Origin of the sequence: Kribbella aluminosa (assembly GCF_017876295.1) — a bacterium.
Lineage (GTDB): Bacteria > Actinomycetota > Actinomycetes > Propionibacteriales > Kribbellaceae > Kribbella > Kribbella aluminosa.
Genome location: NZ_JAGINT010000001.1, coordinates 2,394,485 through 2,416,998 on the forward strand (window position 1 = coordinate 2,394,485; position 22,514 = coordinate 2,416,998).

Here is a 22,514-nt window from a genome sequence, read left to right on the forward strand (position 1 = left end):
GCTTGGCTCGCGTGAGGTTGGCTCCGGGGGCACCGGCGGTGGGGGATTCGGCCCGGGGACGACCACCGTGGTTGCTGACGGCAACGGAGAGCAGGAACGCCTGGCGCGGGTCGGCCTGTCCCGCGTCATCGAGCCAGGAGATCTCGCCGCACTGAAGGCGTTCGACGGGCTTTCCGCGCAGGAGATCTGGGACCGCCTGCACCACAACAGCCCTGAGTACGAGCGCTGGTCCACCCGCCTCGCCACCGTCGACCCGCACCGCGACCTCGAACGCGCCACCGCCGCGGGCGCACGTTTCGTGATCCCTGGCGACGACGAGTGGCCGGAGCAGGTCGACATCCTGTACGAGGCAGGCCAGCTGTCCCGCCGCGCCGGCGTACCGTTCGGCCTCTGGGTCCGCGGCCGCGCAAACCTCCGCCACGCAGTGTCCCGCGCCGTCGCAATGGTCGGCTCACGCGCATGCTCGTCGTACGGCGAACACGTGGCCGCCGAGCTCTCCTCCGGCCTCGCGGACAGCGGCGTCACGATCGTCTCCGGCGGCGCCTACGGCATCGACGCCGCCGCACACCGCGGTGCCCTGTCCGTTGCAGGTCTCACGATCGCGGTCCTCGCCTGCGGAGTCGACGTCAGCTACCCGAAACGCAATGCGGCGCTCCTCAGCCGCATCGCCGAGGACGGTCTGGTCGTCGCCGAACTCCCGCCCGGCTGTGCGCCGACAAAACTCCGCTTCCTCGCCCGCAACCGCCTGATCGCCGCAATCGCCCAAGGCACCGTAGTCATCGAGGCCGCCATCCGCAGCGGCGCCCTGAACACCGCCGGCTGGGCCGAACAATGCGGCCGCACAGTCCTCGCCGTCCCGGGCCCGGTCACGTCCCGCATGTCCGCGGGCAGCCATCTCCTGGTCCGCGAACGCAACGCAGTACTGGCCACCAACGTCGCCGACATCATCGAAGCAACCTCTCCGTTCGGCACCGGCCTGACCGCACCTCCGCGCGCCCCGCAAACCATCACCGACACCCTGAGCCCCGACGTCCAACGCACCCTCGACGCCGTCCCGGTCCACAACCCGGCCCCTGCCGCCCGCATAGCCGCCACCGCCGGCCTCGATCTCACCACCACCGAAAGCTGCCTACAGACCCTCGCCACGATGACCCTGATAACCCAAACCCCCACCGGCTGGCGCCTTCCACCCACCACACCACCCCCAACCCCATCCACCCCGTAAGCGCTGCTGCTGGGGCGGCCCGCTTGGCTAGTTGCGCATGTGCTTGCCGCGGTTGGCTTTGGCGGGTTGCTGGTCGGGTGGGGTGCGGATGGCGCGGAGTTCGGTGGAGTGGTCGTGGCCGGGGCGCATGACTTGGAGGCCGCCGGTGCCGGGGTCGGTGTCGCCGAGGTCGAAGTCCCAGCTGTCTTCGTTGGCGAGGCGGCTGTGCCAGCGGCCGTACAGGCCGTAGATCGCGACGCCGATGCCCATCCAGATCAGGAACTTGACCCAGGTGCCGGTCTTCAGGTTGAGCATCAGCCAGACGGTCGCCGCCAGCGAGAGGAGCGGAATCAGCGGGACGATCGGGACCCGGAAGCCGCGCTCCAGGTTGGGCTCCGTGCGACGTAGACGGAGTACGCCGACCGCGCAGAACGCGAAGCAGAAGAGGGCGCCGATGACCAGTAGCTCTTCGAGGTCCAGCACCTTCGGGTACAGCGTGAGCACGAGCGCGGCGACGCCGGCAGCGGCTGCGGCGCGGGCGGGGGAGGAGTACACGCGGCTGACCCGGCCGAGGCTCTTCGGGAGCAGGCCGTCGCGGCCCATGTTGAACAGCACGCGGCTCTGCGCGATCAGGACCACCATGATGACGGTCATCAACGCGAGCAGGGCGCCGACGTTGACGACGTTCGCGGCCCAGCCGACGCCGACGGAGGCGAGTGCCTCGGAGACCGGGGCCTTACCGCCGAGCTGACCGTACGGGCGCATGCCGACCAGGACGACCGCCATCGCGATGTAGAGGATCGTCACCGCTCCGACGCCGAGCAACATGCCCTGCGGCACGGTCTTGCGCGGGCTGCGGGCGTCCTCGGACGCGGTCGCGATCAGGTCGAAGCCGATGTAGGCGAACACGATCGTGCTCGCCGCGGTGAAGATGCCCATCATCCCGAACGAACCGAACGAGGTGTCGAGGATCCAGCCCAGCACCGTGGGATCCGCCATCGCAGGTGCGGCCCGGGCGGGCGGCACGAACGGGTGGTAGTTCTCCATCTTGATGTGGGTCGCGCCGACGACCACGACCAGCAGGATCACCGCGACCTTCGCGATCACGACGATCGTCAGCACCCGCGACGACAGCTTGGTACCGGTCACGATCAGCGCGGTCAGGATCAGCAGCAGCAGCGGGGCGACCAGGTTCACCTTGGCCTCGGGCCCGAAGAACTGCGCGATACCGCTCGGCAGCGTGACTCCGAAGCCGTCCAGGGTGGCGAGGAAGTACGCCGACCAGACGCGGGCGACGATCGCCGCCGCGGTCACGAGTTCGAGGACGAGTGCCCAGCCGACCAGCCATGCCCACATCTCGCCGAACGTTACGTAGCTGAACGTGTACGCACTGCCCGAGACCGGGATCGTGGACGACAGTTCGGCGTAACAGGCCGCGGCCAGCAGGCAGACGATCGCGGCGATCACGAACGACAGGATCACTGCCGGTCCGGACACGTTCGCCGCTTGAACGCCGCTCATGCTGAAGATGCCGGAGCCGATCATCACGCCCAGGCCGAGTACAACCAGGTCGCGACGACCGAACAGCCGCGGCAGACGGTGCCGCGCGTCCTCGACTCGAGTGAACGCCGACTCGACCGGCAGGCGCCGGCCTACGGTCTGTCCGTTCGCTGAGGGGGCCATGGTCAGGGGTGCCTCCGTTGCTACTAGGGCAATCGGGCCGAACAGTAGTCGACCGTTGGGCTATCGACCAGACCTCCTCTTCTCGGCCCCGCGCGGTGGCTTGCAGTGCCGGGTCGCCTCACGCATCGTCGAGGTATGACGCCGGACGAAGTCAGCGGAAACCGTTCCTGGCCGGAAGGTTTCGCTGTGTTACTTGCTGACTACGAAAGGCATCTGACGGCGGAAAGAGACCTCAGCATTCACTCCGTGAGAGCCTACATCGGCGATGTGGCGGATTTACTCGAACATTTGATTCGGCTTGGTCACGATGATCTCGACGGGCTGGATATCCGGGGTCTGCGGTCCTGGTTGGCCAAGCAACAAAGTCTGGGGAAATCCCGCAGCACGATGGCCCGCCGGGCGACGGCCGCAAGGGTGTTCACCGGCTGGGCGCAGCGGACCGGGCGGATCAGTACGGATCCCGGAGCGTTGCTCGCCAGCCCGAAGGCGCACAAGACGCTTCCAGGGGTGCTCGGCCAGGCCGACACCCGCGCGGTGCTCGCCGCGGCCGCGGTCGCTGCCGACGACGGCAGCCCGGTCGGGCTCCGCGACCTCACGATCATGGAGTTGCTGTACGCCACCGGGATGCGCGTCGGCGAGCTGTGCGCCCTCGACGTCGACGACATCGACCGGTCGCGCCGCGTCGTACGGGTGTTCGGCAAGGGGCGGAAGGAGCGGTCGGTGCCGTACGGCGTACCGGCCGGGCAGGCGATCGAGCGGTGGCTGGCCGAGGCGCGGCCGAAGCTGGTGCGCGAGGGGAGCGGGCCGGCGGCCTTCCTCGGGGCGCGTGGCGGCCGGATCGATCAGCGGACGGTACGGCGGATGGTGCACCAGCGGGTGGCTGTCGTCGACACGGACATGGCGCCGCACGGCCTCCGGCATACCGCGGCCACGCATCTGCTGGAGGGCGGAGCGGATCTGCGCAGCGTGCAGGAGCTGCTCGGTCATGCGTCGCTGGCGACCACCCAGATCTACACCCACGTTTCCACCGACCGGCTGCGGCAGGCGTATCAGCAGGCGCATCCCAGGGCCTGACCGGATTCGATCGTTCTGCCCGAGCGGGACGCCGGCCGGGTTGTGCGTGCGGAATGCGGCGGGAGGGTGCCGGAATGCGGCAGACTGCGGGACATGCGGGTTTCGGCGAAGTCTGACTATGCGTTGCGAGCTCTGATCGAGATCACCCAGCGGTGGGTGGCCAACGACCATTCGGTGGTGTCCGCCGAGGAGTTGAGCCGGGCGCAGGGCATTCCGCACGGGTTCCTGCAGGGGATCCTCGCCGACCTGCGCCGGGCCGGAGTGCTGTCCAGCCAGCGTGGGCAGTCCGGCGGGTGGCGGCTTGCGGTCGACCCGAACGAGATCTCCGTCGCCGACGTGATGCGGGCGGTCGACGGCCCGATCGTGAGCATCTCCGGCGTCCGGCCGGAGAGCGTCACGTACAACGAGCACGCGGTGGTCCTGCAGCGGGTCTGGATCGCGGCGCGGGCCAGCTTGCGGGACGTGCTCGAGAACACCACGCTGACCGATCTCGCCAGGAACAAGCTCCCGGCCGGCGTCGAACGCCGCTCCCGGGACGAGGACGCCTGGCAGGCGCGGGTCCCGGGGAGCTGAGGCAGTGCTACAGTCGTGCCTTATATAAGCCACGACTTTAGGAGATGGGCAATGGCTGAGCAGCAGATCAAGACGTTCCTGATGTTCGAGAGTGGCGCGGAGAAGGCGATGACCTTCTACCTGTCGCTGTTCGAGGACGCCGAGATTGTGTCGATGCACAAGTACGGCGCCGAGGGGCCTGGTCCTGACGGGTCGGTCATGGTCGCCGTGTTCCGGCTGGCCGGGCAGCAGTTCATGTGCAGTGACAGCTACGAGCATCATGAATTCACCTTCACGCCTTCGGTGTCGCTCTTCGTGGACTGTGCGGACGAGGCCGAGCTCGAGCGGCTGTACAACGCGCTGGTCGAGGGTGGCAGCACGTTGATGCCGTTGGGGGACTACGGGTTCAGTAAGAAGTTCGGTTGGGTGAACGACCGGTTCGGGGTTTCGTGGCAGCTGAACCTGCCGCACGCGTAGGGCTCACGGGCGTCTGATCAGCAGGCCGGCGGCGAGTGTGAGTGCGGCGCCGGCGGCGATGACGAGCTTTGCCGCGCGTCTGTTCCGGTAGCTGGCGTCGCCGATCGGGGTGTCCGGTGCGGGTGCGGGCGGTGCTCCGGGCTGCGGCGCCGGGGACGGAACTGTGGCGGTCCGCGCTGTGAGTGGGAGGAGGCGGACCGGGCGGGTCGCGAGCAGGGTCAGGGGGTCGAGGTACTGCTTGGCCTGGAGGAGGCCCCAGTGCAGGCAGGTCCTCGGCGGGCAGTGCGAGCCGATGGCGGACAGGCGGCCGATGACGGTGCCGGTGCGGACGGAGGCGCCCACCGGCACGTCGGCGACTACGGGTTCGTACGTCGTGCGGTGGGCGCCGTAGGTGATCGTGATGACGCCCCGGCCGGCGACGGGACCGGCGTACGTGATCGTGCCGGGGGTGGCGGCGAGGACCGGTTGGCCGGGGCGGCCGGCGAGGTCGACGCCGCGGTGGCCGGGGAGCCACGGTTTGGCGGGTAGCTCGAAGCCGCGGACGATCTCGGGGCGTGGATCCAAGGGCCATCCGGCGACGGGCTTGGGCGGCAGGGCCGGAGTGGCCAGGGCGAGGGTGGTCAGGGCGAGGACGGTGACTGTCATACCGGAGAAAGTGCCGGTTTCGGGGGTGCGAATCGGTGCGGATCGGCGGATTGTGGACAAGTGGGGCCGGTTCGCGTTGGGGGTGCGGGGTCACGTACACTTCCGGTGGCGCCCCGTGTGAGCGGGGCGACTACGCATGCCCGCACAAGAGCGTCGATCCAACGGTCCCGGAGCAGTCCGGGTGGATTCGCGCGACGGGCATCAGGCGTCACGGGTCAACCCGGTCCGTGGCGAGACAACCGAGTAGACCCGGAGCGATCCGGGTCGCAATAAGGAGACCCCTCATGGCCGTCGTGACCATGAAGCAGCTGCTCGAGAGCGGCGTGCACTTCGGGCACCAGACCCGGCGCTGGAACCCGAAGATGAAGCGCTACATCCTCACCGAGCGCAACGGCATCTACATCATCGACCTGCAGCAGTCGCTGTCCTACATCGACCGGGCGTACGAGTTCGTCCGCAGCACGGTCGCGTCGGGCGGGGCGATCCTGTTCGTCGGTACCAAGAAGCAGGCGCAGGAAGCGATCGCCGAGCAGGCGACCCGCGTCGGGATGCCGTACGTGAACCAGCGCTGGCTGGGCGGCATGCTGACGAACTTCCAGACCGTGAACAAGCGGCTCCAGCGCCTCAAGGAGCTCGAGCTCATCGACTTCGAGGACGTCGCCGCCTCCGGTGTCACCAAGAAGGAGCTGCTGCAGAAGCGTCGCGAGCACGACAAGCTGCTCAAGACCCTCGGTGGTATCCGCGACATGGCCCGGGTTCCGGCCGCCGTGTGGATCGTGGACACCAAGAAGGAGCACCTCGCGGTCGACGAGGCGCGCAAGCTGAAGCTGCCGATCATCGGCATCCTGGACACGAACTGCGACCCGGACGAGGTCGACTACCCGATTCCGGGGAACGACGACGCGATCCGCTCGGTCGGCCTGCTCACCCGGGTCGTCGCCGACGCCGTCGCGGACGGTCTGATGGGCCGCTCCGGCCAGGGCTCCGCCGCCGCCGGCGAGGAGCTGGGCCAGGAGGAGCCGATGGCCGCCTGGGAGCGCGAGCTGCTGGAGAGCCAGAACGGCGCCGCGAAGGCCACCGAGACCGCTGAGGCGGCCCCGGCCGCCGACGCCGCCCCGGCCGCCGAGGCCGCCCCGGCGACCGACGTCCTCACCGAGCCGGTCGCGACCGACGCCGTGGTCGAGACCGCGCCGGAGGAGGTCAAGGTCGAGGAGACCGAGGCCAAGGTCGACGAGGTCAAGGTCGAAGACACCGAGGCCAAGGTCGAGGACGCCGAGGTCAAGGTCGAGGACACCGAGGCCAAGGCCGAGGAGACCCCGAAGGCCGACGAGGCCTGACAGCCACGGGTGCCGTCCGGTTCACCACCGGACGGCACCACAGCTGCGGATCCCGGGGCGCGCCGGGTGTGACGCCCGGCCGCAACGGTCCGCGGGGTACCGGACAGCCCGCCCATCCAGCCGCATCGAGAAAACGAGAGAACGAGGAATGGCGAACTACACCGCCGCTGACGTGAAGAAGCTCCGCGACGCCACCGGCGCGGGCATGATGGACGCGAAGAAGGCGCTCGAGGCCACCGACGGTGACTTCGAGAAGGCGATCGAGGAGCTGCGCATCAAGGGCGCGGCCAAGGCCCAGAAGCGGGGCGCCGAGCGGTCCGCCACCAACGGCCTGGTGGCCGCGGCGGAGAACGCGCTCGTCCAGCTGAACTGTGAGACCGACTTCGTCGCCAAGAACGAGCAGTTCCAGCAGCTCGCCGCCGACATCGTCGCGCACGCCTCGGCGAGCAAGGTCGGCGATGTCGAGGGCCTGCTGAACGAGAAGCTCACCGACGGCAAGTCGGTCGCCGAGAACATCGAGGCCCTGGCCGCGGTCATCGGCGAGAAGCTGGAGCTCGGCAGGGTGGCCGTGTTCGACGGCCAGGTGACGGCGTACATGCACAAGCGCGCCGCGGACCTGCCGGCCCAGGTCGGCGTGCTGGTCGAGTTCGAGGGCGACAACGTCGAGGCTGCCCGCGGCGCCGCCATGCAGGCCGCCGCGATGCGCCCGCTCTACACCACCCGCGACGAGGTTCCGGCCGAGACGGTCGAGAACGAGAAGCGGATCGCCGAGGCGACCGCTCGCGAGGAGGGCAAGCCGGAGGGCGCCCTGCCGAAGATCGTCGAGGGCCGGGTGAACGGCTTCTTCAAGGACGTCGTACTGCTCGAGCAGCCGTCGGTCACGGAGAACAAGAAGACCGTGAAGGCAGTGCTCGACGAGGCCGGTGTGACCGTGAAGCGGTTCGCCCGCTTCGAGGTCGGCGCCTGATCCCGCGAAGGATCTGAGCGCACAGACAACGAAGCACAGGCAACGAGGAGGCCGGAATCGTGACGGAAACCCTGGGTACCGAGACGAGTCCGGCCTCTTCGCCGTTCTCGCCCGCCTATCACCGGGTGCTGCTGAAGCTCTCGGGTGAGGTGTTCGGCGGCGGCAAGCTCGGCGTCGACCCCGACGTCGTGAACTCGATCGCCAAGCAGATCGCCGACGTGGCGCGGGCCGGCGTGCAGGTCGCCGTGGTGGTTGGCGGCGGCAACTTCTTCCGCGGCGCCGAGCTCCAGCAGCGCGGCATGGAGCGGAACCGGGCCGACTACATGGGGATGCTCGGCACCGTGATGAACTGCCTGGCCCTGCAGGACTTCCTGGAGAAGCTCGGCATCGAGACGCGGGTGCAGACCGCGATCACGATGGGCCAGGTCGCCGAGCCGTACATCCCGCGCAAGGCCGAGCGGCACCTGGAGAAGGGCCGCGTGGTGATCTTCGGCGCCGGTTCCGGTATGCCGTACTTCTCCACCGACACGGTGGCCGCGCAGCGTGCGCTCGAGGTCGGCGCCGAGGCGCTGCTGATGGGCAAGCAGGGCGTGGACGGCGTGTACGACTCGGACCCGAAGAAGAACCCCGACGCGGTCAAGTTCGACCAGCTGTCGTACGACGACTTCCTGGCTCGCGGCCTCCGGGTCGCCGACGCCACCGCGATCAGCCTGGCCCGCGACAACGCGCTGCCGATCGTGATCTTCGGTCTCGAAGAGGGCAACATCGCCCGGGTGATCCACGGTGAGAAGATCGGCACGGTCGTCTCCCGGGGGCAATAGCCCGGCGTACGGCGGCATACCACTAGGATCGGTTGTCACAAGGCGCAGTAGGAGTGGCCGCACCGACGCGGCCCAGAGGAAGCGAGGAATGTCGTGATCGACGAAGCTCTCCGCGATGCCGACCAGAAGATGGCGAAGGCCGTGGAGGTAGCGAAGGACGACTTCGCCGCGATCCGCACCGGCCGCGCGCACCCGCAGATGTTCGCGGGCATCCTGGCCGACTACTACGGCAGCCCGACGCCGCTGCAGCAGCTGGCCGGCTTCCAGGTCCCGGAGCCCCGGACCGTGCTCATCTCGCCGTACGACAAGGGCGCGATGGCCGCGATCGAGAAGGCGATCCGGGACTCGGACCTCGGGGTGAACCCGGGCAACGACGGCGCGGTGATCCGGGTCGTGATGCCGCAGCTGACCGAGGAGCGGCGCAAGGAGTACATCAAGGTCGCCAAGACCAAGGCCGAGGACGCCAAGGTCTCGGTCCGCAACATCCGCCGGCACGCCATGGACCAGGTGCACAAGACGGTCAAGGACGGCGACGCGGGCGAGGACGAGGGCAAGAGTGCTGAGAAGCGGCTCGACGGGTTGACGAAGAAGTACGTCGACTCCATCGACGACCTGCTCAAGCACAAGGAAGCCGAACTGCTCGAGGTGTGATGGGCGTCGAGAGCACGCCCGCGCCGAGTCCCAGCCCGAGCCGCGCCGGGCGCAACCTGCCCGCCGCGATCGCGGTGGGTGTCGGGCTCGGCGCACTGATCCTCGGATCGCTGTACTGGCAGAAGGTCTTGTTCGTCGTCCTGGTGCTGGCCGTCGTGCTGATCGCTGTCGACGAGATGATCAAGGCGCTGCGCACGGGTGCCGCGGTCATCCCGCGGGTCCCGCTGTTCGTCGGTACGACGGCGATGCTGGTGGCGGCGTACTTCGGCGGTCCGATGGCGTTGCTGGTCGCGCTGGGGCTCACGGTGCTGGGGACGATCTTCTGGCGGATGCCGGGCGGCTCGGTCGGGTTCGTGCGCGATGTGAGTGCCGGGGTGTTCCTGATCGGCTACGTCCCGTTGCTGGCCGGGTTCGCGATTCTGCTGGTCCAGCCCGACGCCGACGGTCCGGCGCGGGTGGTCACGTTCTTCGTGGTCGTGGTCGCCAGTGACGTCGGCGGGTACGTCGCGGGTGTCCTGTTCGGCAAGCATCCGATGGCGCCGACGATCAGCCCGAAGAAGTCCTGGGAGGGCTTCACCGGTTCGGCCCTCGCCTGCATCGGTGCGGGGATCGCCGCGGTGGTCTTCCTGCTGCACGGCGACTGGTGGGTCGGAGCGATCATCGGCGCGGTCGCGGTCCTCACCGCGACGGTCGGCGACCTGGGCGAGTCGATGATCAAGCGCGACCTCGGCATCAAGGACATGTCGAACCTGCTGCCCGGCCACGGCGGCGTGATGGACCGCCTGGACTCGCTGCTCGCCACCGCCCCGATCGTCTGGCTCCTCCTCCATCTCCTGGTGAAGGCATGACGATCCAACCTGACGGACGTCCGCTGGTCGGCGACGTCGTACGGCTGGACCGGATGCAGGCGTCCGATATCGACGAGTTGTACGCCGCGATCGGCAACGAGCAGGTGTACGCCAGCGGTTTCGGCGGCGGCCCCGCCGCGTTGCCGGCGAGCGCGGAGGACATGCGCGCGAAGTGGATCCCGGCTGCCGCGAAGCGGTTCGCGTATGTCGTGCGGCTGGTCGCCGACGGCACGGTTGTCGGTACGTCGAGCCTCGCCGACGTCGACGTGGTGAACGAGCGGATCCACATCGGCTTCACCGGCTACACGTCGGCAGTGTGGGGGACCGCGGTCAACCCGGCGACGAAGCTCCTGCTGCTGGAGCACGCGTTCGAGACGTGCGGATTCGGCCGCGTGAAGATCCAGACCGGTACGAAGAACACCCGTTCGCAGGCGGCGATCGCGAAGCTCGGGGCGACCCGGGAAGGCGTGCTGCGGCGGCATATGGTGCAGGCGGACGGGTCGTTCCGCGACACGGTGGTGTTCTCGATCCTGGCCGACGAGTGGCCGGACGTTCGGAAGCGGCTTGAGGACCGGATCAGCCGGTGAGCTTCGCCAGTGCCGCGTAGTTCGCGAGCAGCGCGGCCCGGTCGAAGGCGTTGGTCGTGATCAGCAGCTCGTCGGCAGCGGTACGGCGTACCAGGTCGGTGAGCGTCTCGTCGACGTCGGCGGGGGTGCCGTAGATCTGGCCGCGGAGCGCGTTGTCGAAGTACTCCTGCTCGCGCGCCGTCAGCTCGGCCGGTACGTCGGCCTGCAGCGGCGGGAACACGCCGCGGGTCCGCGAGTACGCACTGGCCCAGGCCTCAGGCAACAGCAACTGCCGGGCGGCCTCGGTGGAGTCCGCGACCGCGGCGGTGACCGCGAGGATCACGTAAGGCTCCGGAGCCCACGCGGACGGCCGGAACGTGCTCCGGTAGTCCTCCAGTATCGAAGCCGAGTCGGGGCGCGCAGCCAGCACCACAGGCAGCCCCAGTGCGGCAGCGATCGCAGCCCCTTCACCGACGGCGAGGATGTACGGCGGGATGCGCAGCCCCTCGCCCGGTCGCGCGTGCACCCGGTCAGGCGACGTACCGCGGAGGTAGCCGAGCAGCTCCTGCACCTGGGTCGTAAAGTCCTCTGCTGCGTCCTTCTCGACACCCAACGCCCGACGGACGCCGTTGGTGAAGCCGACGGAGCGGCCGAGGCCCATGTCGATACGGCCCGGATACAGCGATTCCAGTACGCCGAACTGCTCCGCCACGACGAGCGGCCTGTGGTTCGGCAGCATGACGCCGCCGGTGCCGACCCGGATCCGATCGGTGCGAGCGGCAACGGCCGCGGCCAGCACCGTAGGCGCCGAACCGACCACCCCTGGCACGCTGTGGTGCTCCGAGACCCAGAAACGCCGGTAGCCAAGCTCTTCCACCTGCTGCGCGAGCTCTACCGTCGCGCGCAGTGTCTCCGCCTCCGACTCGCCTACGCGCGTCCGAGAGCGGTCCAGGACTGACAGCGGGACGGAGAGCATGCAGAGTCCAACGGGCCTGCCGCAGACCTCATTCCCCGAGCAGCAGCCGCAGGTCGTCCCGGAAACGCTCGCTGTCACCCAGCGGAGCAAGGAACGATCGCTCGACCTCCAACCGGGTCCGCTCGGCGGCGGCGAACGTGGACTCACCCAGAGAAGTCAGTACGACGACGTTCCGCCGCCGGTCCTCCGGGCTGCGCCGGCGTTCGACGAAGCCGCGCTCCTCGAGCCCGTCCAACAGGTCGCCGATCGACGTCCGGTCGACCCGCAGCCGCGCCGCGACCTCGAGCTGAGAGAGCGGCTCACCGGACGCGACCGCGGACAGCACCGCCAGGTCGCGGCCGTTCAGCCCGTGCGGCGCGAGCGCCTTGGTCTGCGCCTCGGTGAGTTGCGCGAGGACGTGCTTGAGCAGATACCCGAGCCGTTCAGACATACCTCAAATCTACCGGGTAACTGATCGTCAGGAACCCTGATCATCAGTTACCCTGATGATTATGTCACCCACCTTCGGTCTGAAGACCACCCCGATGCACGTCCCGTACGCCGACATCCGGCGCGTCTGGCTCGAGGCCGACGAGGAGCCGCTGATCCGCGACGCCTGGCTGTGGGACCACTTCCTCCCGCTCGCCGGCCCGAAGAGCGGCGACGTACTCGAAGGCTGGACACTCCTGACCGCCCTGGCCGCGCAGACCACCCGGCTCCGCCTCGGCCTGCTCGTGACGAGCAACCGGATCCGCCCGCCGGCCGTCCTCGGGAAGATCGCCAGCACGCTCGACGTGATCTCCGGCGGCCGCCTGATCATGGGCCTGGGTGCCGGCGGTACCCATCAGCCCGCCGGTCTGAGCGGTATCCCGGGACCGAACCCGGCGATCGAGGAGTACGCCGCGTACGGGCTGACGCTCGTGCCGCCGGGGGAGGGGGTCGACCGGCTCCGCGAGACGATCGAGATCCTGCGCCGGATGTGGACCGAGGAGGAGTTCGACTTCCACGGCCGCTACTACTCCCTCGAACGCAACCGGAACTCGCCGAAACCGATCCAGCCGGACGGCCCGCCGCTCCTGATCGGTGGCTGGGGCAACCGGATGCTCGGGCTCGTCGCGCAGTACGCCGATCAGTGGAACATCGGCGGCCCGCCGCACACCGACTTCGAGACCCTCGCCGACCGGATCCGCCGGCTCGACGCGGAGTGCGAGCGGATCGGGCGCGACCCGGCGACGATCAGCCGCTCACTGCAGCAGATCGTGTCGTACGACGATCCGGCCGCGACGCGGGCGATCGTGGAGAAGGCGGCCGGGCTCGGGTTCGACCACCTCGTGCTCTCGCTGCCGAGGCCGTACCCGGAGCACGCCGTGCGCTGGCTGGTCCGGGAAATCATCGACCCTTTCCACTGAGATCGAAACGAGTGGTGATTTTTTCACCACTACATCGCTGAATGTGTCAGCATCAAACACAGGACGATCCGCCCCGGTCGTCCCAGTGAGGAGCTGACATGATTCCCACGACGAAGTTCAAGGCCGCCCTCGGTGGTCTCGCCCTGGTCGCCGCCGCGGTTCTCCCGGTGAATGTGGCCACCGCCGGGCAGCCTCCACCGCACAGCGCCGTGTCGGCCGAGCAGGTCGCCGCGACCAAGCCGGTGCCGAGGCTCGGCTACTCGACGCAGACCGTCAAGACACTCACCATCGACTTCCAGTACCAGCAGACCGGCTACTGGTGCGCACCGGCCGCCACCCGGATCGCACTCTCCGCCCGCATCTCACCGCCCAGCCAGCAGCAGCTAGCCAACGAGCTGCCGACCACGACCAACGGCACGGACTGGATCGGTCAGGTCACGCGGGTGCTCAACAACCACCTCGGCACCGGCTGGTACGAGACCAAGGAGATGCCGAACGATCCGCCCACCCAGGCGCAGCGCGACCTGCTCTGGCGGGACGTCGTACTCGACATCAACAACAACTATCCGATCGTCGCCAACATCGTTGCCCCGGCCAACAACCACCCGCCGGGCTACCCGAACTACACGATCTACCACTACTTCACTGTGATCGGGTACGACGACAGCGACCAGACCGTCCTGATCGCCGACCCAGCCGGCTTCGCGCCGACCGCGACGTACTGGCTGACCTTCAACCAGCTCGCCACCCTCATCCCGCCCAAGGGCTACTCCGCCTGACCAGACCCGAAGCACTTTGAGAACCCACCGACCACTTTTCTTCCGCCCCGGTGGTTGGTGGGTTCTCAAGGTTGGTGTCGCGCTCGGGGACTCGGACCGTAGACAGAGTGATCCTCAGCACGAAGTGGATGTGAATTTGTGAAGCGTCGTGCCGGCGGGCGACAATAGGGCGGTTATGTCTACCTCCCTGCCGCTAGTGTTCGATGAGCCGCGCCGTGCCAAGAAGCCGCCGCGGCACCTTGCCGATCTGTCCGGGGAGGAACGGCGTACGGCGGTCGAGGCGCTGGGCGAGCCTGCGTTCCGCGCCAAGCAGCTGTCGAACCACTACTTCTCCCGGCTGGTGTCCGACCCGGCCGAGATGACCGACCTGCCGGCCGCGACCCGCGACAAGCTGGTCGCCGAGCTGATGCCGCCGCTGCTGACGAAGGTCCGCGACCTGGAGTGCGACAACGGCGAGACCCGGAAGTCGCTGTGGAAGCTGCTCGACGGCTCGCTGGTCGAGTCGGTCCTGATGCGGTATCCGGGGCGGGTGACGATGTGCGTGTCGTCGCAGGCGGGCTGCGGGATGGCGTGCCCGTTCTGTGCGACTGGTCAGGGCGGCCTGACGCGGAACATGACGACCGCGGAGATCGTCGAGCAGGTCGTCGACGGTGCGCGGGCGCTGGCCCGCGGTGAGATCGCCGGCGGTCCGGGGCGGGTCTCGAACATCGTGTTCATGGGCATGGGCGAGCCGATGGCCAACTACAAGGCCGTGATCGGCGCGGTCCGGCGGTTCACGGACCCGTCGCCGGAGGGGCTCGGGATCTCGGCGCGGGGCGTGACCGTGTCGACGGTCGGCCTGGTGCCGCGGATCAACCAGCTCGCCACCGAGGGGATCCCGGTGACGCTGGCGCTGTCGCTGCACGCGCCGGACAACGAGCTGCGCGACGAGCTGGTGCCGATCAACAACCGCTGGAAGGTCGACGAGGTCCTCGACGCGGCCTGGGCGTACGCCGAGCAGACCAAGCGCCGGGTCTCGATCGAGTACGCGATGATCCGCGACATCAACGACCACGCCTGGCGCGCCGACCTGCTGGCCGAGAAGCTCCGCGCCCGTGGCGACTGGGGCTGGGTGCACGTCAACCTGATCCCGCTGAACCCGACGCCCGGTTCGAAGTGGACCGCGTCCGACCCGGCGGACGAGCGCGAGTTCGTCCGGCGGCTGGAGGCCGGCGGCATTCCGGTGACGGTCCGGGACACTCGGGGGCAGGAGATCGACGGCGCCTGCGGGCAGCTCGCCGCAGCGAGCAAGTCCTGATGCTCCGCCCACAGTTCCGGGTCCGCCGGATGGGGCAGCGGTACGGCTGCGAACGCTGGCTGGATGGGATGATCGGGCGGTGAAGATCCTCTCGATTCAGTCAGCGGTTGCCTTCGGGCATGTGGGGAACTCGGCAGCGGTGTTTCCGCTTCAGCGCATCGGTGTCGAGGTGCTGCCGGTGTACACGGTGAACTTCTCGAACCACACCGGCTACGGAGCATGGCGCGGGCCGATGATCAGCCCGGACGACGTGCGCGAGGTGCTGCGCGGGATCGAGGACCGGGGTGTGCTTCCGCAGATCGACGTGGTGCTCTCGGGGTACCAGGGCGGTGAGGGGATCGCGGAGGTGATTCTCGAGGCGGTCCAGCGTGTGAAGGCGGCCAACCCCGCGGCGGTGTACTCGTGCGACCCGGTGATGGGGAACGCGAAGTCCGGCTGCTTCGTCGCGCCTGCGATCCCGGTGCTGCTGCGCGATCGGGTGGTGCCGGCGGCCGACATCATCACGCCGAACCAGTTCGAGCTGGGTTTCCTGACCGGCACCGAGCCGGACACGCTCGAGTCGACGCTGGCCTCGGTGGAGCTGGCGCGCGCGACCGGGCCGCGCACGGTGCTCGTCACCAGCGTCGAGCGCCCCGACCGCGAGGACGGCACGATCGAGATGCTGGCCGTCGACGACAGTGGTGCGTGGCTGGTCGAGACGCCGTACATCCCGATGAAGGCCAACGGGTCTGGCGACGTGACGGCCGCACTGTTCACGGCGCACTACCGCCGTACGGGCGATCTCGCGGACGCGCTGGCGCGGACCACGTCGAGCGTCTTCGAGCTGCTCACGCGCACCCACGAGTCGGGGGAGCGCGAGCTGCAGCTGGTCGAGTCGCAGGACGCATACGCAAACCCGCAGCTGCAGTTCAAGCCACGCCAGGTCGCCTGACCGCACGGACACGACAGACTGGGCACATGAAGGTACGTCGGTACGAAGATGCAGACCACGCAGCGGTTCTGGCGCTGGCGCCGCGGCTCGCGGAAGGGGTCGCCCCCTGGCGGTCACCTGACGGAGTCCTCGCAGCCGCCACCGGCTGGGTTGTCGAGGCGCTGGCGCGGTCGAGCGAGCGGGGCCGGGTCGTGCTCGTGGCCGAGGAGGACGGTGTCGTCGGGTTCGTTTCCGGCGAGGAGCGCACGCACTGGGCCGGAGAGCCGGAGCTGTACGTCGGTGAGCTCGTGGTCGCGCCGCAACACGAAGGACGGGGCGTGGGACGGGCCCTGATGGACGCGGTTGTTGACCACGCCAGGCAGCAGGGCCTCACAGCCATCACTCTCGACACAGGGGCCGCGAACACGAACGCCCGTGCCTTCTACAGCCGCCTGGGCTTCGCCGAGGAGGACGTGAAGCTGACGAGGACGCTCAGCTGACCAGTTCGGCTGCCTCGTCGATGGTGGAGACGAGGTGGACCGACATGGGGCGGTCGGCTGCCAAGGACTGGAGGAGGGGCCAGACGGGGAGCTTGGTGGTCCAGTGGTCGACGTCCACCAGGATCAGCGGGATCTGGGTGGCCGCGTCGCCGTAGTAGTTGGGGGTGGCGGCCTGGAAGACCTCCTGGACGGTGCCGGCCGCTCCGGGGAGGTAGATGATGCCGCCGCGGGCGTGGCTGAGCAGGATGTCCTCGCGCTGCGCGTTGGAGAAGTACTTCGCGATCGCGGACGCGAAGACGTTCGGGGGCTCGTGACCGTAGAACCAGGTCGGGATCGACACACCACCGTCGCCCGGGAAGTCCCGTCGTACGTCCAGGCCGGCCGTAGCCCACGCGGCGATCGACGGGCGGAAGGACGGTACGGCGGCCAGCCTGGTCAGGACCTCCTCCACGGCCCCGTCGGCGTACGCCGAAAGTGAGGCCCCGAGGTTGGCGGCCTCCATCGCGCCCGGACCGCCACCCGTGACGACCATCCGACCGTGGCGGGCCAGCGTACGGCCGAGCAGGACGGCGGAGCGGTAGTCCGCGGAACCACGCAGTACGCCGTGCCCGCCCATCACGCCGACCCAAGGCATCGAGGAGGGCAGCTCGGTCAACGCATCGGCGATCGCGTGGTCGTGCAGCGCGGCGGCGAGCGTACGGCCGGTGTCGCCCTTCTCGTCGTGCTGCCGGGACCACGCGTAGATCTGGGCGTCCGGCGTGGCGTCGTACCCGTGCTCCAGACCCGCGTACAGCTCATCGGCGTCGTACAGTCGCCCGCGGTACGCGTCGAACGGCAGCTCCGGGATCGCCGGGAACACCAGCCCGCCGCCGTCCCGGATCCAGGCGTCGGCCTTCTCCTCCAGCGCACAGCCGAGAAACACCGACCCGGTCGGCTTCAGCCCGAGGAGTTCCGCCGTACGACGGGTCAGATCGACGGACTGCACCCGCCAGCCGGCCATCGACGTGGCCCCCGCGGCCAGCAGCCGGTCGAAGTGCTCCAGGGACTCGATGTCCACATGCGGAATGCTCGGCAACGTCACGGAGAGCACAGTAATGGACGGCCGGTGCCGGCTGAGGTAATGCTTAGGCATGACACATGCGGAGCTCTGGGAGCGTCACAAGGCCGTCATGCCTGCTTGGCTCGCGTTGTACTACGAGGAGCCGATCGAGATCGTGCAGGGGTCCGGCCGCCGGGTGACCGACGGCGAGGGCAACACCTATCTCGACTTCTTCGCCGGCATCCTGACCAACGCGATCGGGTACGACATCGCGGAGATCTCCGACGCCGTCCGCGAGCAGCTCGGGTCCGGGATCGCGCACACCTCGACGGTGTACCTGATCCGCAAACAGATCGAGCTGGCCGAGCAGATCGCCGAGCTGTCCGGGATCCCGGACGCGAAGGTCTTCTTCGCGAACTCCGGCACCGAGGCGAACGAGACGGCCCTGCTGCTCGCCACCCAGGCGCGCCGCTCCAACCAGGTGCTCGCGATGCGCAACTCGTACCACGGCCGCGCGTTCGGCACCGTGGCGATCACCGGGAACCGCGGCTGGTCCGCGAGCAGCCTGTCGCCGGTGAACGTGCAGTACGTGCAGGGCGCGTACCGGTACCGCAGCCCGTTCCGCGAGCTGCCGGACGCGGAGTACATCAAGGTCTGCGTCGACGACCTGCGCGAAGTCATCGAGACAACGACCTCGGGCGATGTCGCGTGCCTGATCGCGGAGCCGATCCAGGGCGTCGGCGGGTTCTCCTCGCCACCGGACGGGCTGTACGCCGCGTTCAAGGAGGTCCTGGACGAGTACGGGATCCTGTTCATCTCCGACGAGGTGCAGACCGGGTGGGGCCGGACTGGAGAGCACTTCTGGGGCATCCAGGCGCACAACGTCGTACCGGACGCGATGACGTTCGCGAAGGGGCTCGGCAACGGGTTCGCGATCGGTGGGGTGGTCGCGCGCGGCGACCTGATGGACAGCATCAAGGCGAACTCGCTGTCGACGTTCGGCGGCAACCCGATCTCGACGACCGCGGCGAAGGCGACCATCGACTACCTGCTCGACAAGGACCTGCAGGCGAACGCGGCCAAGCGCGGCGCTCAACTGGCCGACGGGCTGCGCGGCATCTCCGACGAGTTCCCGGAGCTCGGCGACGTCCGCGGCAAGGGCCTGATGCTCGCCACCGAGATCGTCAAACCCGACGACGACACCCCCGACCCGGCCACCACCGCCAAACTCCAGCAGGAAACCAAGAACCGCGGTCTGCTGATCGGCAAGGGCGGCCTCTACGGCAACGTACTGCGGATGGCGCCTCCGATGACGCTGACCGAAGAGGAAGCCGCGGAAGCCCTCGAGATCATCCGCGACTCCTTCAACACCCTGCGCTGAATCGACGAGGGCCTCTCCCTGAACGGGTGAGGCCCTTCGTGTTACGACAAGCCGATTTCGCGGGTCGCGTCCCCGGCATCGGTGATCGGCAGGGGCGGCGGTGCACCGGTGATCTTGCGGCGGCGTCTCGAACGGCCCTCGAGGTAGCGGGCCAGCAGCGAGAGCAGCGAGCACAGGCCGATGTAGATCACCGCGACGACCATGTACGTCGGGATGTAGGGGAAACCGTACTGGAGCCGGCCGCCCATCTGCTTGGCGACGTACAGCAGCTCGCCGTAGGTGATGATGAAGCCGAGCGCCGTGTCCTTCAGCAGCACGACGAGCTGACTGACGATCGCCGGCAGCATCGCGCTGATTGCCTGCGGCAACAACACCAGCCGCACCACCTGGTTCTTCCGCAGACCCAGCGCGTACGATGCCTCCCGCTGACCCTTCGGTACGGCGGCGATGCCCGCGCGGAAGATCTCCGCCAGCACGGAACCGTTGTACAGGGTCAGGCCGAACACGACGTCCCAGAACGGCCCGATGCCGAGCTGCCACTGCAGGTTGCCGTAGTAGAAGAAGAACATCAGGATCAGCAGCGGGATCGCGCGGAACAGCTCGATCACGAGCGTGGCCGGCACCCGGACCCACTTGTGGTCGCTGATCCGGGCGGCCGCGAGGACCGCGCCGAGGATCAGCGCGAAGACGGTCGCCAGTCCGGCGGCCTTGAGCGTGTTCAGCAGGCCGTCGAGCAACTGCTGCTGGATCGACGTGTACTGGAACTGGATCCAGCGCCGGCTCTCGAACTGCCCGGAGGCGTTCAGCCGGTAGACGACCCAGCCGACGGCGGCCAGCACCAGGAGGATGACGACGACGTTGGCGATCCGGTTCCGCGCCTTCGCCCGCGGACCGGGTACGTCGTACAGGACCGCACTCATCAGGCCACCGCCGTCCGTCGTTCGGCCCACCGTTGCAGGAGGACCAGGGGAATGATGGCGATCAGGAAGCCGATGGTGATCCAGACCAGGGTCAGCACCTGGTTCTCACCGCGCTCGGCCATCACCGCCGGGATCGCCCCGGCCTCGGCGACCGAGAAGCCCGCCGCGATCGTGGTGTTCTTGAGCAGGGCGATCAGCACGCTGGTCAGCGGCGGCACGATCGCCCGGAACGCCTGCGGCAGCACGACGATCCGCAGTACCTGCAGGAACGTCATGCCGACCGCGCGGGCGGCCTCGCTCTGGCCGGGTGCGACCGTGTTGATCCCGGAGCGGACGACCTCGCAGATGAACGCCGAGGTGTAGATGGTCAGCGCGGTGACCGCGGACCAGAAGTACGACGGAAGCTCGATCTGCATCTTCGGGGCGCCGAAGACCAGGAACGCGAACACCAGGGTCAGCGGGGTGTTGCGCAGGATGTTGACGTAGCCGGTGCCGAATCCGCGCAGGGCAGGCACCGGAGAGACCCGGAACCCGGCCAGCGCGGTGCCGAGCACCAGGCTGAACACCCCGGCGACCAGGAACAGCCTGATCGTCGTCCAGAAACCGTCGACGAACAGTTTCCAGTTGTCGGTGAGGACCGAGAGCATCGCGACCTTCCTCTTGCTTACAGGTCCGTACAGGTACACAGTCGGCCGCGGCGCCCGTGTCAGGACGCCGCGGCCGGTCGGTGGATCAGTACTTCTCGAGCGGCGGCGGGGTCGAGTCCGAGCCCGACTTGCCGAGCGTCTCGTCGTAGATCGCCTTCCAGGTGCCGTCGGCCTCGCCGGCAGCCAGGACGGAGTTCACCTTGTCGCGCAGCGCCTTGTCGGCCAGCGGCAGGCCGATGCCGTACTTCTCGACGCTGAACGGCTTGCCGACCACACGGAGCTGGTCGGGCGCGGTGGCGGCGTACCCCTTGAGGATCGCGTCGTCGGTGGTGACCGTGTCGACCTTCTTGTCCAGCAGCTGGGAGACGCACTCCGAGTAGGTCTTGAACTCGGAGATGTTGCTCGGCTCGGTCAGCTGCTCGTCCTTGACCCGCTGGATCGGGGTCGAACCGGTCGCCGAGCAGACCTTCTTGCCCTTCAGTGCGGTCTTGCCGGCGTCCATCGAGGTGTCGTCCTTGCGGACCAGCAGGTCCTGGCCGGCGATGAAGTACGGGCCGGCGAACGAGACCTGCTTCTTGCGCTTGTCGGTGATCGAGTAGGTGCCGACGTAGTAGTCGATCTCACCGCCGGCGATCGCGGTCTCGCGGTTCGCGGACGGGATCTCCTTGTACTCGACCTTGTCGGGGTCGAGGCCGAGGCCGGCCGAGACCATCCGGGCGACCTCGATGTCGAAGCCGCAGCGCTTGCCGCTGGCGTCCTTGTAGCCGAGGTTCGGCTGGTCGGCCTTGACGCCGACGGTCAGCTTGCCGGCGGACTTGATCTTGGTGAAGGTCGGGCTGCCGGCTACGTCCACGCCGCTCGCGGTGGTGAACTTGTGCAGTTGGCCGCACGAGTCGGAGGCGTTGCCGCCGCCACTGCCCCCGGCGCTCGGCTCGCTCTTGCCACAGGCGGCGGCGGTCAGCGCGAGCGCTGCGACGCCTACCGTGGAGACGAGGGTGCGCATTCTCATGATCAGGATTCCCCTTCGGTTCGTTGCTGGGTACGGCTGCGGGCAGTGCGACTGCCGGCTCAGTGCTTGAGGATCTTGCCCAGGAAGTCCTGGGCGCGCTTCGAGGTCGGGCTCGTGAAGAAGGTCTCCGGATCGGATTCCTCGACGATCTCGCCGTCGGCCATGAACACCACCCGGTTCGCCGCGGTCCGGGCGAAGCCCATCTCGTGCGTCACCACGACCATCGTCATGCCCTGCCTGGCGAGGTCGACCATCACCTCGAGTACCTCCTGGATCATCTCCGGGTCGAGCGCCGAGGTGGGCTCGTCGAAGAGGATCACCTTCGGGTCCATGGCCAGGGCGCGGGCGATCGCCACGCGCTGTTGCTGACCCCCGGACAGCTGGGCCGGGTACTTGTCGGCCTGGCTTGCCACGCCGACCCGTTCCAGCAGCTCCATTGCCCGCTTCTCGGCCTGCTTCTGGTCCGCCTTGCGGACCTTGGTCGGGCCGAGGGTCACGTTCTGCAGAATCGTCTTGTGGGCGAACAGGTTGAACGACTGGAACACCATGCCGACGTCGGCCCGCAGCTTGGCCAGCGCGCGACCCTCACTGGGGAGGGCCTGGCCGTCCAGGGTGATGCTGCCGGAGTCGATCGGCTCGAGCCGGTTGATCGTGCGGCACAGCGTCGACTTGCCGGACCCGGACGGGCCGATCACGACGACTACTTCGCCCTCGTCGATGGACAGGTTGATGTCCTTCAGGACGTGCAGATCGCCGTAATGTTTGTTGACGCCGGTCAGCGCAACCAGGCCGGCCGCTTTCCGTGTGTCCTGCGCCAGGGTGCCCGAATCGCTCATGGCCAGA

25 protein-coding genes are annotated in these 22,514 nt (G+C 68.5%); 16 read left to right on the forward strand and 9 right to left on the reverse strand.

What is annotated here, in order from left to right; genetic code table 11:
* The first annotated feature begins 67 nt into the window (after positions 1-67).
* On the forward strand, positions 68-1,225 hold the full coding sequence (gene dprA, locus JOF29_RS11695) for a DNA-processing protein DprA (RefSeq protein WP_209694219.1): 1,158 nt from the start codon (positions 68-70) through the stop codon (positions 1,223-1,225).
* A gap of 27 nt (positions 1,226-1,252) precedes the next feature.
* On the opposite strand, the gene JOF29_RS11700 is transcribed toward dprA, so the two are convergent.
* Positions 1,253-2,887 (reverse strand): APC family permease, encoded by a 1,635-nt coding sequence (locus JOF29_RS11700; protein WP_209694220.1) that lies wholly within the window; start codon positions 2,885-2,887, stop codon positions 1,253-1,255.
* A 135-nt stretch (positions 2,888-3,022) separates the two neighbouring features.
* Here JOF29_RS11700 and JOF29_RS11705 point away from each other — a divergent pair, with 135 nt between their 5' ends.
* The 3 genes from JOF29_RS11705 (at position 3,023) to JOF29_RS11715 (ending at position 4,990) form a co-directional block, all read left to right on the forward strand.
* Positions 3,023-3,961: a tyrosine recombinase XerC gene (locus tag JOF29_RS11705; RefSeq protein WP_209694221.1), complete on the forward strand. Its 939-nt coding sequence runs from the start codon at positions 3,023-3,025 to the stop codon at positions 3,959-3,961.
* Positions 3,962-4,054: 93 nt separating this feature from the next.
* Entirely contained in the window at positions 4,055-4,534 is a 480-nt protein-coding gene (locus tag JOF29_RS11710; RefSeq protein WP_209694222.1) for an RrF2 family transcriptional regulator, read from the forward strand.
* A gap of 51 nt (positions 4,535-4,585) precedes the next feature.
* Positions 4,586-4,990 (forward strand): VOC family protein, encoded by a 405-nt coding sequence (locus tag JOF29_RS11715; RefSeq protein WP_209694223.1) that lies wholly within the window; start codon positions 4,586-4,588, stop codon positions 4,988-4,990.
* Positions 4,991-4,993: 3 nt separating this feature from the next.
* On the opposite strand, the gene JOF29_RS11720 is transcribed toward JOF29_RS11715, so the two are convergent.
* On the reverse strand, positions 4,994-5,635 hold the full coding sequence (locus JOF29_RS11720) for a murein hydrolase activator EnvC family protein (RefSeq protein ID WP_209694224.1): 642 nt from the start codon (positions 5,633-5,635) through the stop codon (positions 4,994-4,996).
* Positions 5,636-5,919: 284 nt separating this feature from the next.
* Here JOF29_RS11720 and rpsB point away from each other — a divergent pair, with 284 nt between their 5' ends.
* The 6 genes from rpsB to JOF29_RS11750 all read left to right on the forward strand — a co-directional run bounded on the left by rpsB (position 5,920) and on the right by JOF29_RS11750 (position 10,846).
* The gene (rpsB, locus tag JOF29_RS11725; RefSeq protein WP_245357544.1) at positions 5,920-6,972 is read left to right on the forward strand and encodes a 30S ribosomal protein S2; all 1,053 of its coding nucleotides are present in this window, start codon (positions 5,920-5,922) and stop codon (positions 6,970-6,972) included.
* 148 nt (positions 6,973-7,120) lie between these two features.
* Positions 7,121-7,939 (forward strand): translation elongation factor Ts, encoded by an 819-nt coding sequence (gene tsf, locus JOF29_RS11730; protein ID WP_209694225.1) that lies wholly within the window; start codon positions 7,121-7,123, stop codon positions 7,937-7,939.
* 59 nt (positions 7,940-7,998) lie between these two features.
* Positions 7,999-8,760: a UMP kinase gene (gene pyrH, locus JOF29_RS11735; protein ID WP_307863265.1), complete on the forward strand. Its 762-nt coding sequence runs from the start codon at positions 7,999-8,001 to the stop codon at positions 8,758-8,760.
* 96 nt (positions 8,761-8,856) lie between these two features.
* A complete protein-coding gene (frr, locus tag JOF29_RS11740) occupies positions 8,857-9,411 on the forward strand; it encodes a ribosome recycling factor (protein WP_209696089.1) in 555 nt (184 codons plus the stop codon).
* Entirely contained in the window at positions 9,411-10,259 is an 849-nt protein-coding gene (locus JOF29_RS11745; RefSeq protein ID WP_209694226.1) for a phosphatidate cytidylyltransferase, read from the forward strand. The genes frr and JOF29_RS11745 overlap by 1 nt, the downstream gene beginning before the upstream one ends.
* On the forward strand, positions 10,256-10,846 hold the full coding sequence (locus JOF29_RS11750) for a GNAT family N-acetyltransferase (RefSeq protein WP_209694227.1): 591 nt from the start codon (positions 10,256-10,258) through the stop codon (positions 10,844-10,846). Before JOF29_RS11745 ends, JOF29_RS11750 begins: the two co-directional genes overlap by 4 nt.
* Here JOF29_RS11750 and JOF29_RS11755 read toward each other — a convergent pair.
* Together JOF29_RS11755 and JOF29_RS11760 are read right to left on the reverse strand one after the other, a co-directional pair.
* Positions 10,836-11,801 carry an MsnO8 family LLM class oxidoreductase gene (locus JOF29_RS11755; RefSeq protein WP_209694228.1) on the reverse strand — a complete coding sequence of 322 codons (966 nt, stop codon included), beginning with the start codon at positions 11,799-11,801 and terminating at the stop codon, positions 10,836-10,838. The genes JOF29_RS11750 and JOF29_RS11755 overlap by 11 nt on opposite strands.
* A gap of 28 nt (positions 11,802-11,829) precedes the next feature.
* Positions 11,830-12,231 (reverse strand): MarR family winged helix-turn-helix transcriptional regulator, encoded by a 402-nt coding sequence (locus JOF29_RS11760; protein WP_209694229.1) that lies wholly within the window; start codon positions 12,229-12,231, stop codon positions 11,830-11,832.
* 61 nt (positions 12,232-12,292) lie between these two features.
* Between JOF29_RS11760 and JOF29_RS11765 the strand changes: the two genes are divergently transcribed.
* The 5 genes from JOF29_RS11765 (at position 12,293) to JOF29_RS11785 (ending at position 16,675) form a co-directional block, all read left to right on the forward strand.
* On the forward strand, positions 12,293-13,189 hold the full coding sequence (locus JOF29_RS11765; RefSeq protein WP_209694230.1) for an LLM class flavin-dependent oxidoreductase: 897 nt from the start codon (positions 12,293-12,295) through the stop codon (positions 13,187-13,189).
* A 98-nt stretch (positions 13,190-13,287) separates the two neighbouring features.
* A complete protein-coding gene (locus JOF29_RS11770) occupies positions 13,288-13,968 on the forward strand; it encodes a C39 family peptidase (protein ID WP_209694231.1) in 681 nt (226 codons plus the stop codon).
* A gap of 175 nt (positions 13,969-14,143) precedes the next feature.
* Positions 14,144-15,265 (forward strand): dual-specificity RNA methyltransferase RlmN, encoded by a 1,122-nt coding sequence (rlmN, locus tag JOF29_RS11775; protein WP_209694232.1) that lies wholly within the window; start codon positions 14,144-14,146, stop codon positions 15,263-15,265.
* A gap of 79 nt (positions 15,266-15,344) precedes the next feature.
* Positions 15,345-16,196, forward strand: coding sequence for a pyridoxal kinase PdxY (gene pdxY / locus JOF29_RS11780; RefSeq protein WP_209694233.1), 852 nt, complete (start codon positions 15,345-15,347; stop codon positions 16,194-16,196).
* A gap of 26 nt (positions 16,197-16,222) precedes the next feature.
* Positions 16,223-16,675 carry a GNAT family N-acetyltransferase gene (locus JOF29_RS11785; protein ID WP_209694234.1) on the forward strand — a complete coding sequence of 151 codons (453 nt, stop codon included), beginning with the start codon at positions 16,223-16,225 and terminating at the stop codon, positions 16,673-16,675.
* Here the strand turns inward: JOF29_RS11785 and JOF29_RS11790 are convergent.
* On the reverse strand, positions 16,668-17,756 hold the full coding sequence (locus tag JOF29_RS11790; RefSeq protein WP_372446263.1) for an LOG family protein: 1,089 nt from the start codon (positions 17,754-17,756) through the stop codon (positions 16,668-16,670). The two genes, JOF29_RS11785 and JOF29_RS11790, sit on opposite strands and share 8 nt — an antisense overlap.
* 49 nt (positions 17,757-17,805) lie before the next feature.
* Between JOF29_RS11790 and JOF29_RS11795 the strand changes: the two genes are divergently transcribed.
* On the forward strand, positions 17,806-19,095 hold the full coding sequence (locus JOF29_RS11795; protein ID WP_209694236.1) for an aspartate aminotransferase family protein: 1,290 nt from the start codon (positions 17,806-17,808) through the stop codon (positions 19,093-19,095).
* Positions 19,096-19,136: 41 nt separating this feature from the next.
* On the opposite strand, the gene JOF29_RS11800 is transcribed toward JOF29_RS11795, so the two are convergent.
* From JOF29_RS11800 to JOF29_RS11815, 4 genes are all read right to left on the reverse strand, one after another.
* On the reverse strand, positions 19,137-20,015 hold the full coding sequence (locus tag JOF29_RS11800) for an amino acid ABC transporter permease (protein ID WP_209694237.1): 879 nt from the start codon (positions 20,013-20,015) through the stop codon (positions 19,137-19,139).
* Positions 20,015-20,662 carry an amino acid ABC transporter permease gene (locus tag JOF29_RS11805; RefSeq protein ID WP_209694238.1) on the reverse strand — a complete coding sequence of 216 codons (648 nt, stop codon included), beginning with the start codon at positions 20,660-20,662 and terminating at the stop codon, positions 20,015-20,017. The genes JOF29_RS11800 and JOF29_RS11805 overlap by 1 nt, the downstream gene beginning before the upstream one ends.
* An 85-nt stretch (positions 20,663-20,747) precedes the next feature.
* Positions 20,748-21,671, reverse strand: a complete 924-nt coding sequence (locus JOF29_RS11810) for a glutamate ABC transporter substrate-binding protein (RefSeq protein WP_209694239.1) — start codon at positions 21,669-21,671, stop codon at positions 20,748-20,750.
* Positions 21,672-21,730: 59 nt separating this feature from the next.
* On the reverse strand, positions 21,731-22,459 hold the full coding sequence (locus JOF29_RS11815) for an amino acid ABC transporter ATP-binding protein (RefSeq protein WP_209696090.1): 729 nt from the start codon (positions 22,457-22,459) through the stop codon (positions 21,731-21,733).
* Between the last annotated feature and the right edge of the window lie 55 nt (positions 22,460-22,514).